This is a genomic window from Micromonospora sp. WMMA1949 (genome assembly GCF_027460145.1).
Classification (GTDB): domain Bacteria; phylum Actinomycetota; class Actinomycetes; order Mycobacteriales; family Micromonosporaceae; genus Micromonospora.
In genome coordinates this window covers 290,001-305,915 of sequence record NZ_JAPZBG010000001.1, presented here as the reverse complement: position 1 = coordinate 305,915, position 15,915 = coordinate 290,001, and the positions used below count along the sequence as shown (strand labels likewise).

General features: G+C 74.1%; 17 protein-coding genes (1 of these 17 cut by a window edge). 5 read left to right on the top strand and 12 right to left on the bottom strand.

All coding sequences use genetic code 11. The features are described from left to right. Nucleotides 1-20: 20 nt before the first annotated feature. Nucleotides 21-905 carry a universal stress protein gene (locus tag O7607_RS01210; RefSeq protein ID WP_269700426.1) on the bottom strand — a complete coding sequence of 295 codons (885 nt, stop codon included), beginning with the start codon at nt 903-905 and terminating at the stop codon, nt 21-23. A gap of 70 nt (nt 906-975) precedes the next feature. Next, nucleotides 976-1,884, bottom strand: coding sequence for a universal stress protein (locus O7607_RS01205; protein ID WP_269700424.1), 909 nt, complete (start codon nt 1,882-1,884; stop codon nt 976-978). Between the two features lie 159 nt (nt 1,885-2,043). On the opposite strand from O7607_RS01205, the gene O7607_RS01200 reads away from it, so the two are divergent. After that, on the top strand, nt 2,044-2,514 hold the full coding sequence (locus O7607_RS01200) for a cyclic nucleotide-binding domain-containing protein (protein WP_030502451.1): 471 nt from the start codon (nt 2,044-2,046) through the stop codon (nt 2,512-2,514). Here the strand turns inward: O7607_RS01200 and O7607_RS01195 are convergent. From O7607_RS01195 to ppdK, 6 genes are all read right to left on the bottom strand, one after another. Then, on the bottom strand, nt 2,511-2,780 hold the full coding sequence (locus O7607_RS01195) for a hypothetical protein (protein WP_269700422.1): 270 nt from the start codon (nt 2,778-2,780) through the stop codon (nt 2,511-2,513). The genes O7607_RS01200 and O7607_RS01195 overlap by 4 nt on opposite strands. A 32-nt stretch (nt 2,781-2,812) precedes the next feature. Continuing rightward, nucleotides 2,813-3,595, bottom strand: a complete 783-nt coding sequence (gene pflA, locus O7607_RS01190; protein ID WP_269700419.1) for a pyruvate formate-lyase-activating protein — start codon at nt 3,593-3,595, stop codon at nt 2,813-2,815. Continuing rightward, nucleotides 3,592-5,835, bottom strand: coding sequence for a formate C-acetyltransferase (pflB, locus tag O7607_RS01185; protein ID WP_269700418.1), 2,244 nt, complete (start codon nt 5,833-5,835; stop codon nt 3,592-3,594). The genes pflA and pflB overlap by 4 nt, the downstream gene beginning before the upstream one ends. 65 nt (nt 5,836-5,900) lie before the next feature. Continuing rightward, the gene (locus O7607_RS01180) at nt 5,901-6,911 is read right to left on the bottom strand and encodes a zinc-dependent alcohol dehydrogenase (RefSeq protein WP_269700417.1); all 1,011 of its coding nucleotides are present in this window, start codon (nt 6,909-6,911) and stop codon (nt 5,901-5,903) included. A 162-nt stretch (nt 6,912-7,073) separates the two neighbouring features. Further along, nucleotides 7,074-7,529, bottom strand: coding sequence for a hypothetical protein (locus tag O7607_RS01175; protein WP_269700416.1), 456 nt, complete (start codon nt 7,527-7,529; stop codon nt 7,074-7,076). 12 nt (nt 7,530-7,541) lie between these two features. Next, on the bottom strand, nt 7,542-10,202 hold the full coding sequence (gene ppdK, locus O7607_RS01170; protein WP_269700414.1) for a pyruvate, phosphate dikinase: 2,661 nt from the start codon (nt 10,200-10,202) through the stop codon (nt 7,542-7,544). Nucleotides 10,203-10,335: 133 nt separating this feature from the next. Between ppdK and O7607_RS01165 the strand changes: the two genes are divergently transcribed. From O7607_RS01165 to O7607_RS01155, 3 genes are all read left to right on the top strand, one after another. Then, nucleotides 10,336-10,839: a GNAT family N-acetyltransferase gene (locus O7607_RS01165; RefSeq protein WP_269700412.1), complete on the top strand. Its 504-nt coding sequence runs from the start codon at nt 10,336-10,338 to the stop codon at nt 10,837-10,839. Between the two features lie 9 nt (nt 10,840-10,848). Then, entirely contained in the window at nt 10,849-11,475 is a 627-nt protein-coding gene (locus O7607_RS01160) for a hypothetical protein (RefSeq protein WP_269700411.1), read from the top strand. 144 nt (nt 11,476-11,619) lie between these two features. Continuing rightward, the gene (locus O7607_RS01155) at nt 11,620-12,975 is read left to right on the top strand and encodes a hemolysin family protein (RefSeq protein WP_269700410.1); all 1,356 of its coding nucleotides are present in this window, start codon (nt 11,620-11,622) and stop codon (nt 12,973-12,975) included. Between the two features lie 27 nt (nt 12,976-13,002). Here the strand turns inward: O7607_RS01155 and O7607_RS01150 are convergent, their stop codons facing one another. From O7607_RS01150 to O7607_RS01135, 4 genes are all read right to left on the bottom strand, one after another. After that, entirely contained in the window at nt 13,003-13,320 is a 318-nt protein-coding gene (locus O7607_RS01150) for a PRC-barrel domain containing protein (protein ID WP_269700408.1), read from the bottom strand. Continuing rightward, nucleotides 13,307-13,687: a hypothetical protein gene (locus tag O7607_RS01145; RefSeq protein ID WP_269700406.1), complete on the bottom strand. Its 381-nt coding sequence runs from the start codon at nt 13,685-13,687 to the stop codon at nt 13,307-13,309. Before O7607_RS01145 ends, O7607_RS01150 begins: the two co-directional genes overlap by 14 nt. Next, nucleotides 13,684-14,910: an NRAMP family divalent metal transporter gene (locus O7607_RS01140; RefSeq protein WP_269700405.1), complete on the bottom strand. Its 1,227-nt coding sequence runs from the start codon at nt 14,908-14,910 to the stop codon at nt 13,684-13,686. Before O7607_RS01140 ends, O7607_RS01145 begins: the two co-directional genes overlap by 4 nt. Before the next feature lie 71 nt (nt 14,911-14,981). After that, nucleotides 14,982-15,365, bottom strand: coding sequence for a PaaI family thioesterase (locus O7607_RS01135; RefSeq protein ID WP_262015739.1), 384 nt, complete (start codon nt 15,363-15,365; stop codon nt 14,982-14,984). Nucleotides 15,366-15,472: 107 nt separating this feature from the next. Between O7607_RS01135 and tyrS the strand changes: the two genes are divergently transcribed. After that, nucleotides 15,473-15,915, top strand: the 5' portion of a protein-coding gene (tyrS, locus tag O7607_RS01130; protein ID WP_262015738.1) for a tyrosine--tRNA ligase. The gene runs 841 nt beyond the window's last position; only the first 443 of its 1,284 coding nucleotides appear in the window; it begins with the start codon at nt 15,473-15,475; its stop codon lies off the right edge, out of view.

Below are 15,915 nucleotides of genomic sequence, written 5' to 3'. Positions count from 1 at the left end.
CCTGCCAGCCGCGTGGCGCGTCAGTCGTCGGCCGGCTCGGGCCGGTGGGCGACGAGCACCGGGCAGTGGGCGTGCTGCACCAGCGCCTGGCTGACCGAGCCGAGCAGCAGCCCGACGAAGCCGCCCCGGCCCCGGGAGCCGACCACCACGAGCGACGCCTCGCCGCTGGCCTCCACGAGCGCGGTCTCCGGCGAGGCGGCGGTCACGGCCCGCTCCGTCACGCGCAGGCCCGGGTGCGCGGCCCGGACCCGGTCCGCGGCCTCCACCAGCAGTCCCGCCGCCTCGGCCCGCTCGGCGGTGGACGCCTCCGCCGCGACCTCCGGCGCCACCGCGCCGCGCTCCGGCGACCGGACGTGCATCAGCACCAGCTCCGCGTCGCGCCGCTCGGCCTCGTCCGCGGCCAGCTCGATCGCGTACGCGGCCGGGTCGGAGCCGTCCACGCCGACCAGTACCGGGCCGTCCACCGGGATCGGCTGCTCCTCGGGCCGGACGATCAGCACCGGGCAGTGCCCGTGCTGCGCGAGCTGCCCGCTGACCGAGCCGAGCAGCAGGCCGGCGAAGCCGCCCACGCCCCGGCTGCCCACCACCACCAGCTCCGCGCGGCGGGACTCCTCGACCATCGTCGCGCCCGGACCGCCGGCCACCTGACGCACCTGCACCCGCAGGCCCGGGTGCCGCTCAGCCAGGTCGGCGGCGACCGACTCCAGCATCTTCTCCGACTCCGCGGTGGGCGCCGGCACCCCCAGGTCGTACGGGTTGAGCGGCACGCCGTAGCCGAGCGGGTGCAGGTAGCCGTGCACGAGCAGCAGCGGCCGGGAACGGGCGACGGCGGTCGCGGCGGCCAGGTCGGCGGCGGCCAGGCTGGACGGTGATCCGTCCACTCCCGCCACGACGGGTCGGTTCATCTGGTGCTTTCCCTCCGGTCGGCTCAGGCCATTGTGGCGGTGCCGGCCCGGTCCGGGCCGGGGAACCGGCTCAGTGGGCGCGGTTCCCCCGGCGCCGAACGACGGCCAGCGGGCTGTGGCAGTGGTGCAGCACGGCGTGGCTGACCGAGCCGAGCAGCAGCGCACCGAGGCTACCGCGCCCGTGCGCGCCGACCACCGTCAGCTGTGCGCCGACGGACTCCTCGACCAGCACCCGGGACGGGGTGGCGGCGGCGACCAGCTTCGGCCGTACCGTGACCTCCGGGTAGCGCTCGGCCCAGCCGGCAACGGCTTCGGCCAGCACCCGCTGCTCGTCGGCGCGCAGCTCCTGCGGGTCGTACGCCAGCGGCACGACGTCACCGAACGCCTCCCGGTAGGTCACCGGCTGCGGGTACAGCCAGGTGTGCACCACGACCAGTTCGGCGCCGCGCGCCGCGGCCTCGGCGAACGCGAAGCCGACCGCCTCGTCGGACAGCGCGGAGCCGTCCACGCCGACCACGACCGGGCCGTCGGCGCGGGCCTCACCCCGGGCGACGAGCACCGGGCAGTCCGCGCGGGCGGACAGCTGCACCGCGGCGGAGCCGACGAGCAGTTCGGCGAAGCCGCCCAGTCCCCGGTGACCCAGCACGAGCAGCGCGGCGTCGCGGCTCTCCCGCAACAGGACCGCCACCGGCCCGCCGTCGACGACAGCGCCGGTCACCGCCAGCTCCGCGTCGACCTTGCGGGCCTCGTCCACCGCCTCCTCGACCAGCTTCTCGGCTTCCTGGCGCAGCTCGATGTCGGGCAGCACCGGGGCGACCATGCCCAGCGGCGTGCCGACCAGCGGCCACAGGAACGCGTTCACCACCCGCAGCGGCCGGTGCCGCAGCACCGCCTCGCGTGCGGCCAGCCGTACCGCGTCCAGCGCGGACGGGGAGCCGTCCACGCCCACCACGACGGGGGCACCGGTTCTGTCGGTCATCACGTCCTCCTTCGGTTCCCCCTCAGCCTGCGCCGACGGCTCCCACCTGGGCAGAGTCGATCCGCCCGGCACGGCCGGGACCATCGGCCCCTACCGGCCGGGGCGGTGGCGGGGTGGAATGGAAGCCAGTGCTCCCCTCCTGTCGACCCTGGAGGCGCGATGACCCCGCTGGAGATGCTCCGCGTCCACCCCTTCCTGGCCGGGCTGCCCGACGAGTGGCTGCCCCGGCTCACCGGTTACGCCCGCCCGGTGGTCTGGCACCCCGGGCACCGGCTGTTCCGCGCCGGCCAGCCGGCCGACCGGTTCTGGCTCGTCCGCGGCGGCCAGGTGGCGCTGGACTTCCCGGTGCCGGGCCGCGGTGACGTGGGCATCGAGACGATCGGGCCGGGCGGGGTGCTCGGCTGGTCCTGGCTGTTCCCGCCGTACCGCTGGCAGTTCGGCGCGGTCGCCACCCAGCGCAGCACCGCCGTCGAACTCGACGCCGACGGGGTACGCCGGCTGATGGAGTCCGACGACACGCTGGGCCGTCAGCTCACCAGCCGGTTCATGAGCGTGGTGGTGGACCGGCTCCAGGCGTCCCGGGTCCGGCTGCTCGACCTGTACGGCTATCCGACCGCCGCGGCGAGCTAACGGTCGCGGACGACCAGCTCGTCCACCTCGAGCCGGCCGATGCGCAGCTCGCGGATCACCGCGCGGCGCACGGCCAGGCGGCCGACCACGAGTGACCCGACCGCCACGGCGCCGAGCGCGAACGCGCCGAAGGCCAGTGCGCCGATCGCCGTCGCACCCAGGGCTCGTGCACCTGTCGCGCCCGCGCCGGTGGCCTGCGCCCCGACGGCCCGCGCCCCGGTGACGGCCAGCGGGCGGACACGGGCGATCGGGCGTAGACGAGACATGCCCCGATCCTAGTGGCGCAGCGGGGAACCGGTCAGGTGACGGTGAGACCGCGGGCGGCGAACTGCCCGCGTACCCGGGCCAGCAGGTCGGCATCCGGCGGCTCGGTGTCCGCCAGCGGGAAGGTCAGCCCCAGCTCGGCGTACTTGTGCGCGCCGAGCCGGTGGAACGGCAGCACCTCGACGCGTTGCACGGTGGCCAACCCGGCGGCCACGTCGGCCACCCGCTCCACCTCGTCGACCGCGTCGGTCAGGCCGGGCACGAGCACGTACCGGATCCAGATCGGCGTACCCCGGTCGGCCAGCCGTTGCGCGAACCGCAACGTCGGCGCGAGCCGGCCGGTGCCGGTGACCTGGCGGTACGTCTGCGGGTTGCCCGCCTTGACGTCGAGCAGCACCAGGTCGGTGGCGTCCAGCAGCGCGTCGTCGGCGCGGACGCCGAGGAAGCCGGAGGTGTCCAGCGCGGTGTGCAGGCCGAGGTCGTGGAAGCGGCGCAGCAGCTCGCCGGTGAACGCCGGTTGCAGCAGCGGCTCCCCGCCGCTCACCGTGACACCGCCGCCGGCCACCTGGATGAACCGGCGGTACCGGCCGGCGAGCGCGACCATCTCGTCCACGCTGCGGCGCCGGCCGCTGCGGCCGTACCAGGTGTCGGGGCTGTGGCAGTAGCGGCAGCGCAGCGGGCAGCCCGCCAGGAACACGACGAACCGGGTGCCCGGCCCGTCCACCCCGACCGAGGTGTCCCACGAGTGCACCGCGCCGGTGACGGCACCCGGCGCCGCCGGAGTCACCTCCGGCGGCGCGGGCGGGCGGCCGGTCACAGCGACCCGTGGAAGGTCCGCGACACCACGTCGCGCTGCTGCTCCGGCGTGAGCCGGACGAAGTTCACCGCGTAACCGGAGACCCGGACGGTGAGCTGCGGGTACCGCTCCGGGTGCGCCATCGCGTCCAGCAATGTGGCCCGGTCCAGCACGTTGACGTTGAGGTGGAACCCGCCGGCGTCGGCGTAGCCGTCGAGCACCCCGGCCAGGTTCGCGATCCGCTCGTCGCGGGTGTGGCCCAGGCCGTCCGGCGTGACGGTGCCGGTCAGCGAGATGCCGTCGCGGGCCGCGTCGTACGGCAGCTTCGCCACCGACAGCGCCGAGGCGACCAGGCCGTGCGTGTCGCGCCCGTTCATCGGGTTCGCCCCGGGCGCGAACGGCTCACCGGCGCGCCGGCCGTCCGGCGTGTTGCCGGTGTGCTTGCCGTACACCACGTTCGAGGTGATGGTGAGCACCGACATGGTCAGCTCCGCGTCGCGGTAGGTGCGCTGCCGGCGCAGCTTCTCCGCGAACGTCTCGACCAGCCACACCGCGATCTCGTCGGCCCGGTCGTCGTCGTTGCCGTACGTCGGGAACTCGCCCTCGACCGCGTAGTCGACGGCCAGGCCGGTGTCGTCGCGCAGCACCTTCACCCGGCCGTACCGGATGGCCGACAGGCTGTCCACGGCGACCGACAGGCCGGCGATGCCGGTGGCCATGAACCGGCGCACCGGGTGGTCGTGCAGCGCCATCTCCAGCCGCTCGTAGGCGTACCTGTCGTGCTGGTGGTGGATCACGTTCAGCGCGTCCACGTACGTCTCCGCGAGCCAGTCCAGCGTCCGGTCGTACGCGGCCAGCACCTCGTCGTAGTCGAGCGTCTCGCCGCCGACCGGCGCGGCCGGCGGGGCGACCTGCGTGCCGGTCAGCTCGTCCCGGCCGCCGTTGATCGCGTACAGCAGCGCCTTCGCCAGGTTCGCCCGAGCGCCGAAGAACTGCATGTCCCGGCCGACCCGCATGGCCGACACGCAGCAGGCGATCGCGGTGTCGTCGTCGTACGCCGGGCGGATCAGCTCGTCGTTCTCGTACTGGATGGCGCTGGTGTCCAGCGACACCTGGGCGCAGAACCGCTTGAACCCCTCCGGCAGCCGCGGCGACCACAGCACCGTCAGGTTCGGCTCGGGCGCCGGGCCGAGGTTGTAGAGCGTCTGGAGGTAGCGGAACGTGGTGCGGGTGACCAGCGGCCGTCCGTCCGCGCCCATCCCGCCGAGCGACTCGGTGACCCAGGTCGGGTCGCCGGAGAACAACTGGTCGTACTCGGGGGTACGCAGGAAGCGGATGATCCGCAGCTTGATCACGAAATCGTCGATCAGCTCCTGCGCGCCGCTCTCGTCCAGCCGCCCCTCGGCGATGTCCCGCCGCAGGTACGCGTCGACGAACCCGGCGGTGCGCCCCAGCGACATCGCGGCGCCGTTCTGCTCCTTCGTGGCGGCCAGGTAGGCGAAGTAGAGCCACTGGATCGCCTGCGCGCCGGTGGCGGCCGGGCGGGAGGTGTCGAAGCCGTACGAGGCGGCCATCTCCTTCAGCTCACCGAGCGCACGGATCTGCTCGGCCAGTTCCTCCCGGTCGCGGATCACGTCGTCGGTGCTGCGCCGGTCGTCCAGCGCCGCCTTGAGCGCGCGGCGCTCCTCGACCAGCCGGTCCACGCCGTACAGCGCCACCCGGCGGTAGTCGCCGATGATCCGCCCGCGCCCGTACGCGTCGGGCAGCCCGGTGATGACGTGCGACCGCCGCGCCGCGAGCACGGTCTCCGGGTACGCGTCGAAGACCGCGTCGTTGTGCGTGCGGCGGTACCGGGTGAAGATCTTGTGCACGCGCGGGTCCGGCTCACGCCCGTACGCGCGCAGCGCCGTCTCCACCATCCGCAGCCCGCCGGCCGGCATGATCGCCCGCCGCAGCGGCGCGTCGGTCTGCAACCCGACGATCAGTTCCCGCTCCCGGTCGATGTACCCGGGTGCGTGCGAGGTGATCGACGACGGCGTGGCCGCGTCGACGTCGTACACGCCGCGCCGACGCTCCTCCGGGAACATCTCCCGCAGCCGGTCCCACACCGCGAGCGTGCGCGGCGTCGGCCCGGTGAGGAACGACGCGTCCCCGGTGTACGGCTCGTGGTTGTGGCGGACGAAGTCGGCCACGTCGACTGTCTCCTGCCACGCTCCGGCGTGGAATCCGCGCCAGGGGGCCAGGGGTTCGGTGGCGGTCATGTCGGTCCCTCTCCGGGCGTCGGCGGTGGCCCGGTCCCCGCCGGTTGCGGGGACCGGGGGCGGGGTCAGGGCTGGAGCACGAGCCGGGCGGCGACCCGGCCGGCGAGGACGTCGTCCACCGCGTCGTTGATGTCGTCCAGCTTGCGGGTCTCGTAGACGACCCGGGTACGGCCGGCGGCGTGCAGCGCGAAGACCTCGGCCAGGTCGGCGCGGGTGCCGACGATCGAGCCGAGCACCGTGATGCCCTTGAGCACCGTCTCGAAGACGGGCAGGGTGATCGCGTTGTCGGCCGGCAGCGACACCAGCACCAGCCGGCCGCCGCGGCGCAGCGAGAGGTGGGCCTGCTCGATCACCCGGGGGCTCGCGGCCAGCACGATCGCCACGTCCACGCCGCCCAGCGCGGTGATCCGCTCGACCGGGTCGGTGGTGGCGGCGTCGACCGTGTGCGCCGCGCCCAGCGAGGTGGCCAGGTCCAGCTTCTCGGCGGTCACGTCCACCGCCACAGTCTCGGCGCCGAAGATCTGCGCGTACTGCTGCGCGAGGTGGCCCAGGCCGCCGATGCCGAAGATCGCGACCCGCTCGCCCGGCCGTACTCCGGCGACCTTGACGGCCTTGTACGTGGTGACGCCCGCGCAGGTCAGCGGCGCGGCTTCGAGGGGGTCCACGCCGTCGGGTACGCGGACCGCGTAGCGGGCCGAGGCCACCGCGTACTCGGCGTGCGCGCCGTCGATGCTGTAGCCGGTGTTGCGCTGCGACTCGCACAGCGTCTCCCAGCCGGTCACGCAGTACGAGCAGGTGCCGCAGGCCCAGCCGAGCCAGGGCAGCGCGACGCGGTCGCCGACGGCGTGTTCGGTGACGCCGGGGCCGACCTGCTCGACCAGGCCGACGCCTTCGTGACCGGGTACGAACGGCGGGGCAGGCTTGACCGGCCACTCGCCGCGGGCGGCGTGGATGTCGGTGTGGCAGAGTCCGCTGGCTTCGATGCGGACCAGGATCTCGCCCGGGCCGGCCTCCGGCACGGGACGCTCGGTGATCTCCATCGGACGGTCGAACGCGGTGACGACACTGGCGCGCATCGGGGGCCTCCCTCGGTCTCGTTCTCACCCTCAGCGTCGTCGGTCCGGGCGCTGCCGGGCAGGGGCGCAGGACCGCGGTGACCCGGGACCAACGGCCCCTTCCCGGCCGGGAACGGCGGTACGGCCGCCGGTGACGTACCGGCGGCCGTACCCCTGGGGTGGTCAGCGATCGACGACCAGGCGGCGGGCCCGCAGCACGCGCGCCCACCAGGGCCTGTGGTCCGGGCGCAGCCGCGGCGCCGGCACTCCGCGCAGGCTGACCCATCCGCCCGGGCCCATGGTGACGGTGCCGACCGACGGCGGCCGGCGCCGCGACCACAGCGCCACGGCGGCGGTGAGCGCGGCGACCGCGAACGCCCCGGTGGCGGCGGCGACGAGCTGATCCGGTTCGACCACGCGCCGGTAGCGGACCCGGCCGCCCGCCGCGACGAACACGCCGACCGGGCGGCCGTCGCGGTTCACCGGCACCAGCGCGGCGTCCCCGGGCAGCTCCAGCACCGGGCCGACCGGCCCGTCCGGCGTCGCGGCCGGGGCGGGGGCGGGCGTCGCGGCCTGCGGCGGCGCGGGCCGGGGGAGCGGCGTGAGCGCCGGTCCGGTCGGGTTGAAGATGGCGGTCATGGCGCTGCCCTCCTAGCGGGAGTCGGACTTCTCGGTACGGGCCTCGACGGCGGCGCGGCCGGCGGCCAGCCGCGCCACCGGCACCCGGTACGGCGAGCAGGAGACGTAGTCGAGCCCGGCGTCGGCGAAGAACCCGATCGAGTCCGGGTCGCCGCCGTGCTCACCGCAGACGCCGACGGTCAGGTCCGGCCGGGCCGCCCGCCCCTCGGCGACGGCGAGGCGGACCAGCCGGCCCACGCCGGTGGCGTCGATGCTCTCGAACGGCGAGACCGGGAAGATCCCCCGTTCCAGGTACGTGGAGAAGAACGCCCCCTCCACGTCGTCGCGGGAGAACGCCCAGGTCATCTGCGTCAGGTCGTTGGTGCCGAAGGAGAAGAACCGCGCCTCGGCGGCGATCTCCCCGGCGGTCAGCGCCGCCCGGGGCGTTTCGATCATGGTGCCGATCGGGATGTCCGGTGCGTCGGGCACCTCGGCCAGCACCCGCCGTGCCTCGTCCGCCACGGCGGCGAGTTCCCGCACGTCCCCGACGAGCGGCACCATGATCTCCGGGCGCGGGTCGGCGCCGGCCCGGATCCGCTGCGCGGCCGCCTCGGCCAGCGCCCGCACCTGCATGGCGAACAGTCCCGGCACCACCAGGCCGAGCCGTACGCCCCGCAGCCCCAGCATCGGGTTCGTCTCGTGCATCCGCCGCACCGCGGCCAGCAGCACGCCGTCGTGGCCCGGTTCCTCGCCGCGCGCCTGCGCGCCCGCCACCCGGGCGGTCAGCTCGGCGAGCGGAGGCAGGAACTCGTGCAGCGGCGGGTCGAGCAGCCGGACGGTGACCGGCAGCCCGTCCATCGCGGTGAGCAGCCCGAGGAAGTCGGCCCGCTGCAACGGCAGCAGCTCGTCCAGCACCGCGCCCACCTCGGCCGGGCCGTCGGCGAGGATCAGCCGCTCGACCAGTTCCCGGCGCTCGCCGAGGAACATGTGCTCGGTGCGGCACAGCCCGATCCCGGCGGCGCCGAGTTCACGGGCCCGGCGGGCGTCGTCGGGCGTGTCCGCGTTGGCGTGGACGCCGAGCGTGCGCACCGCGTCGGCGTGCCCGAGCAGCCGGTGCACGGCGGCGACCAGCGGGTCGGCCTCGGGCCGCAGCTCACCGGTCAGGTACCGGGCCACCGGCGACGGCTGCACCGGCACCTCGCCGAGCCAGATCCGCCCGCTGGTGCCGTCGATCGAGATCAGGTCGCCGGCGCGGACCACCTGATCGCCCACGGCGAACTCGCCGCGCTCGACGTCGATGCCCAGCGCCTCGGCCCCGCACACGCAGGTCCGGCCCATGCCCCGGGCCACCACCGCGGCGTGCGAGGTCTTCCCGCCGCGCGAGGTGAGCACCCCGGTCGCGGCGATCATGCCGGGCAGGTCGTCCGGGTTGGTCTCCGGGCGGACCAGGATCACCGGTCCGTCGGCCGCCGCCGCGGCGGCCGAGTCGAACACCACCCGCCCGACCGCGGCGCCGGGCGACGCGCCGACGCCGACCGCGAGCGGCTCGGGCGCGCCGGCGGCGTCGAAGGCCGGGAACATCAGCTGGGCGAGCTGCGCCCCGCTGACCCGGGTCAGCGCCTCGTCCGCGGTGATCAGGCCCTCCTCGGCCAGCTGCGCGGCGATCACGAACGCCGCCGCCGCGGTGCGCTTGCCGACCCGGGTCTGGAGCATCCACAGCTTCCCGCGCTCGATGGTGAACTCGACGTCGCACAGGTCGCGGTAGTGCCGCTCCAGCGTCGCCATGATCTCCCGCAGCCGGTGGAAGCTGACCGGGTCCAGCCGGGCCAGCTCGGTCAGCGGCACCGTGTTGCGGATGCCCGCCACCACGTCCTCGCCCTGCGCGTCGGTCAGGTAGTCGCCGTACACGCCGGGGGCGCCGGTGGCCGGGTCGCGGGTGAACGCCACCCCGGTGCCGGAGTCCGGGCCGAGGTTGCCGAACACCATCGCCATCACGTTGACGGCGGTGCCCAGGTCGTCCGGGATGCGCTCCTGCCGCCGGTAGATCCGGGCCCGCTCCGAGTGCCAGGACTCGAACACCGCGCGGACGGCCAGGAACAGCTGCTCGTGCGGGGCCTGCGGGAAGTCGTGCCCGACGTGCCGGACGAAGATCTTCTTGTACGTCTCGACCAGGTCGCGCAGCTGCCCGGCGCCCGGCCCGTCCGGCCCGGCGGTGGCGCGCAGGGCGGCCAGCTCGTGCTCGAACTCGTCGGCCGGGATGCCGTGGACGGTCCGGCCGAACATCTGGATCAGCCGCCGGTACGAGTCCCAGGCGAACCGCTCGTCGCCGGTGCGTGCGGCCAGACCGGCCACCGTGGTGTCGTTGAGCCCGATGTCGAGGATCGTCTCCATCATCCCCGGCATCGAGTACCGCCCGCCGGAGCGCACCGCCAGCAGCAGCGGGTCACTCGGGTCGCCCAGCCACCGGTCCAGCCGCGCCTCCACCTCCCGCAGGTGCGCGTTGATCTCCTCGTACAGGCCGTCCGGCGGCGCGCCGGTGGCCAGGTACGCCCGGCACGCGTCGGTGGTGACGGTGAACCCGGGCGGCACCGGCAACCCGAGCCGGGTCATCTCGGCGAGGTTCGCGCCCTTGCCGCCGAGCAGGTCGGCCCGGCTGCGGTCACCCTCGATGAAGTCGTAGACGTACTTCGACATGGTCCGGCCTCCTCGACTGCGTCGTTCCACCTCCTTGGTAACCGGGGCGGGCGGCGGCGCGGCAGGGCCGGACGGGACACACACCGGGCCGGAGGTCCCGAGAGTGTCGGTGGGGCCACGTATCGTCCCGGCCGTGACCAACGAGGTGCTGCTCCGCCCGGTGCGCGACGACGACCTGCCCGCCTTCTTCGCCCACGAGCAGGACCCGCAGGCGAACTGGATGGCCGCGTTCGGCCCGAAGGACCCGTCCGACCGGGCCGCGTTCGACGCGCACTGGGCGCGCATCCGCGCCGACGCGCGCATCGTCAACCGCGCCGTCACCGTCGACGGCCAGGTGATCGGCCGGGTCGCCGCGTTCCCGGTCGGCGAGCAGACCGAGGTCAGCTACTGGATCGACGCGGCGCACTGGGGGCGCGGCCACGCCACCGCTGCGCTGCGCGCGCTGCTGCGCGAGGTGCCGCACCGGCCGCTGCACGCCCGCGCCGCGAAGGACAACGCCGCCTCGCTCGCGGTGCTGCGCAAGTGCGGCTTCGTCGTGGTCGGCGAGGACTCCGGGTACGCCCCGTCACGCGGCACCGAGGTCGAGGAGTACGTGCTGGAGCTGCCCGCCGAGGGGTCTGACCAGGCAGACCGCTAGTCTCCCCGGGTGAACTGGCTGGAACTCGTCGGCTGGGCCGGCTCCGCGCTGCTGGTCTGGTCCCTGCTGCAGACCCGGATCCTGCGGCTGCGCGCGCTCAACCTCGTCGGCTGCCTCATCCTGATCGGCTACAACGCCGCGGTGCAGGTCTGGCCGATGGTCGGGCTGAACGTGGTGCTCGCCGTGATCAACGTCTGGTACCTGCGCAAGCTGCTGGCGACCCGGCACGACGAGCAGACCTACCAGGTGGTCGAGGTGGGCACCGGCGACGCGTTCCTGGCGCACACGCTGCGGGTGCACGCCGCCGACATCGCCCGGTTCAATCCCGGCTTCCACTGGGACCCGGCCGCCCCGGACCGCTCGGCCTTCCTGGTGGTACGCGCCGACGAGGTGGTCGGCGTGATGCTCTCGCACGCCGAACCGGGCGGGGTGGCCCAGATCGACCTGGACTACGTGACCCCGCCGTTCCGCGACTTCACGCCCGGGGAGTTCGTCTACCGGCGCAGCCGGCTGTTCACCGACCGGGGTTTCCGCCGGGTGGTCAGCCCGCCCGGCATGGTCGCCCCCTACTACCACCGGCTCGGGTTCCGCTCCGAGGGCGGCGCGTACGTGCTCGACCTGCCCGTACCGGCCTGAGACCCGGCCCCGCCGGTCCACGCCGGAGCCGGTCATGATTCAGCGGCGGGCCCGCGGGGCAACAGAGGGCCACGCCGACCGGATCTGCCGGCCGGCGAGTCGGCCATCGGCCGACCCGGATCGGGCCGAGGGAGATAACCGGTCGTGCAGAGCTACTGGAGCCAGCTTGCCCTGGTCGGTGTGCTGGTGATCCTCAACGCGGCGTTCGCCGGCAGCGAGATGGCACTGGTGTCCCTGCGCGACAGCCAGGTGCAGCGGCTGGAGCGCAGCAGCCGCGGCGGACGGACCCTGGCCCGCCTCGCGAAGGATCCGAACCGGTTCCTGGCCACGATCCAGATCGGCATCACGCTCGCCGGGTTCCTGGCCTCCGCCGCCGCCGCGGTGTCGCTGGCCCGGCCGCTCGTGCCGCTGCTCAGCGTCTTCGGCAACGCCGCCGAGACCGTCGCCATCGTCGCTGTCACGCTGGTGCTCACGTTCGTCACGCTGGTCTTCGGTGAGCTGGCGCCGAAGCGGATCGCGATGCAGTCGGCCGAGCGGTGGGCGCTGCTGGTGGCCCGCCCGCTGGACGTGCTGTCCAGCATCACCCGGCCCGCCGTCTGGCTGCTGGGCGCCACCACCGACCTGGTGGTACGCCTGTTCGGTCTGGACCCGAAGGCCGAGCCGGACGAGATCGGCCCGGACGAACTGCGCGACATCGTGGCCGGCAACCACGGCTTCACCAAGGAACAGCGCACGATCATCGCCGGCGCGGTGGAGATCGCCGACCGGCAGTTGCGGGCGGTGCTCGTACCCCGGTTGCAGGTCTTCACGCTCGACAGCGGCACCACCGCGGAGGCCGCCCGGCTCGTCCTGGCGGCGACCGGCCACTCCCGGGCGCCGGTGGTCCGCCACGGCGGCCTGGACGAGGCGGTGGGCGTGATCCACCTGCGGGACCTGGTCGGCGTCTCCGACGACCGGCCGGTCGACGAGATCGCCCGCCCGCCGATGCTGCTGCCCGACTCGCTGCCGGTGGTCGACGCGCTGCGCCAGTTCAAGGCCGAACGCCAGCACATCGCGCTCGTGGTCGACGAGCGCGGCGCGGTCGACGGGATCGTGACGCTGGAGGACATCCTGGAGGAGATCGTCGGCGAGATCTACGACGAGACCGACCGGGACCTGCGCGCCGTGCGGACCGAGGCCGACGGCACGCTGGTGCTGCCCGGCACGTTCCCGGTGCACGACCTGACCGACCTCGGCGTGGAGCTGCCGAACCGGCCGGCCGGCGACTACACCACCGTCGCCGGGCTGGTGCTGATCTGCCTCGGGCACATCCCGACGGTGGCGGGGGAGCAGGTCACCGTGGACGGCTGGGAGCTGTCCGTGGCCGACGTCGACCAGCGGGCCATCACCGAGGTGCACGTACGCCGCCGCAGCCGCCACGACGGCTCCCCGGACGACGACACCACAGGCGACGCGGCCGACCCGGCCGACGCGCCGGAACTCGACGACGCCCGCCGCTGACCGGCGCCGGTTCTCCCGGTGCCCGGTTCAGCGGCCTCCGGCCGGCGGGCCGAACGGGAAACCGGGCACCGGCGGGAGCAGCTGCACCGCGTCGGCGGGCAGCTGACGGGTGCTCCGCCCGACCAGCCGGGCGATCACCCGCAGCAGCCACGGCCCGGACGGGTGCAGCTCGGGGCCGATCAGCCGGCTGATCACCCGGGTCCACCAGTGCCCGGCGACGATCACGTCGGTGATCAGCAGCCGGTCCGGTGGCCACCCGCCACGCACCACCACGTCCACCACCCGGCCCAGCCTCCGCCCGTGCAGGTCGTACGCGGTGCGGCCGAGCAGCTCACCCGCTCGCACGGCCGGACCCCGGGATGCGCTCGATCAGGTGCCGGCGCAGCCACGCCTCCACCGGTGACGGCGGCAGGTCCGAAGCCGGGCAGCGCAGCCGCACCGCGCTGTCCACGCGGGCCACCTGGGACAGCGGTACGCGTAACGGCGGCACCGGCGGGTCGTCGGTGAACCGGTCCGCCACCGCCACCAGCAGCCGCCCGACCCGCCCGCCGATCCGCTCCCCGAGGGCGCCCTGCCCGGTGAGCAGGCAGTCGACGTACGGGAAACCCTCGTCGTCGACGGCGAACGCGATGTCGTCGACCCGCCCGACCAGCCGCCCGTCCACGTCGACGATCTGCCGGTCGAGCAGCCGCTTGGCGAGCTGGACCCTCATCGCCCCATCCCCGTCATGATCGCCAGTGGGATCGCCGCCACCGACGCCGCGACGATGAGCAGCAGGAACACCGCGCCGAGCAGGTTCATCCACCGCCCGTTGACCCGGTCGCCGAGATACCCGCGGTCGTTGGCGACCACCAGGATCGGCAGGTACGTCAGCGGCAGCACCACAGCGCTCAGCACCAGCATGTACTCGGTCAGCCGCACCGGGTCCACCGTCGTCATCAGCATCACCACACCGAGCAGCAGCCCGACGAGCAGCACGCTGTGGAACCGGGCCGCCTCCCGGGGGCGGACCCGCTTGCCCCACTGCCACCCGAAGTACTGCGCCGCCGCGTACGCCGCCGACAGCCCGGTCTCCAGCGCCGCGCCGAACGTCACCGCGAAGAACGCGAGCACCGCGGCGGCCAGGCCGGCGCCGCCGAGCGCCGTCGCCACCGGCCGCGCCACCTCGTCGAGCGTGCTCAACGACGCCTCCGACGGGTGGTAGGCCACCGTCGCCACGGCGACCAGCGACAACGCCAAAAACCCGCCCACCGGGAAGCCGATCAGCACGTTCGAGCGGGCCCGCGCCAGGTCCGCCGCGCCCCACCGCTCCTCCACGCCGCCGGAGGAGAAGAAGAACACCTCGTACGGGCTCACAGTCGAGGCGAACAGCGCCACCGCCACGAACCAGTACAGCGGCCAGCCGTGCCCGGACGCGCTGACCTGCCACACGCCCTGCCCGAGTGCCGGCCAGTCGGTCGGCAGCGCCACCAGCGCGACCGCGAACACCAGCAGCGCCAGCCCGGCCAGGCCGAAGATCCGCTCCATCAGCTCGAAGCGCAGCCGCCACAGCACCAGCCAGACCGCCAGCGCTGCGAGCGGCACCCAGAACAGGTGGCTCAGCCGGGTCGCCAGTTGCAGCGCCAGCGCCACCCCGCCCAGCTCCGCGGCGAGCGTGACGACGGTGACCAGCCACGACGCGACCAGGTTGAGCAGCGCCACCCGCGGCCCGAGCCGCTCCCGGACCAGGTCGAACACCGCCCGTCCGCTCACCGCCGCGATCCGGCCGGCCATTTCCGCGTACGCGCAGATGCCGACCACTCCGACCAGCAGCACCCAGGTGTGGGCCATGCCGAACAGCGCGCCGGCCTGACTGGCCGCCACCAGGTCACCGATGTCGACGAAGCCGCCGACGGCCGACAGCACGCCGAGCGTGGCGGCGAACAGCTTCCTCACGTCGGGCCGGGAGCGGACGTCCTCACCGAGGCGACGATATCGCCGTCAGTGCCCGGTTTCGGGCGAATGCGTCAGGAGGCGGTGAGGTTCTGCAGCCGCACCTGGCCGCGGGCCACCAGCCGGCTGTCGGCGTCGGTGATCTCCACGAGCCACAACTGCTGGCTGCGGCCCCGGTGCACCGGCGTGCCGACGGCGGTCAGCTCGCCGTCGCGCACCGCACGCAGGAAGTCGGTCTGGTTCGACACCCCGACCACGTTGCCCTTGTCGCCCAGCCAGAGCGCGCCGCCGATGCTGGCCGCCGTCTCCACCACCGAGCAGTAGACGCCGCCGTGCTGGATCCCGTACGGCTGGTGCAGCTCCGGGCGCACCTTCCACCGGATCACCACCCGGTCCCCGCTGACCTCGTCGAACGTCAGACCCAGCAGGGCCACGAAGCCACCGGTCAGGTTCGGCATGTCCACCGCGGTTCCTCCTCGCGTTCGACGGCGCCGCCAGCCTAGTCGGCCGCACCTCGGCAAACCCGGTACGGGCCGGGCCCGGCAATGGGGGAGAATCGGTGACCGTGACCGACAGCAACCTCCCGCAGGGGCGGGACTCCCTGACCGACGACCTGCTGTGGCGGGGCCTGATCCAGGACTCGACCGGCCTCGACGAACTGCGCGAGCTGCTCGACGGCGGGAGCACCACCTTCTACGTGGGCTTCGACCCCACCGCGCCGAGCCTGCACATCGGCAACCTGATGCAGGTCGTGATGGCCCGCCGGCTCCAGCAGGCCGGGCACCGGCCGCTGCTGCTCGTCGGTGGCGCCACCGGGCAGATCGGCGACCCGAAGGAGAGCGCGGAGCGGACGCTGAACCCGCCCGAGGTGATCGCCGGCTGGGTCGAGCGCATCCGCGAGCAGCTCTCGCCGTTCGTCACGTACACCGGGGAGAACGCGGCGCAACTCGTCAACAACCTGGACTGGACCGGCGAGATGTCGGTGGTCGAGTTCCTCCGGGACGTCGG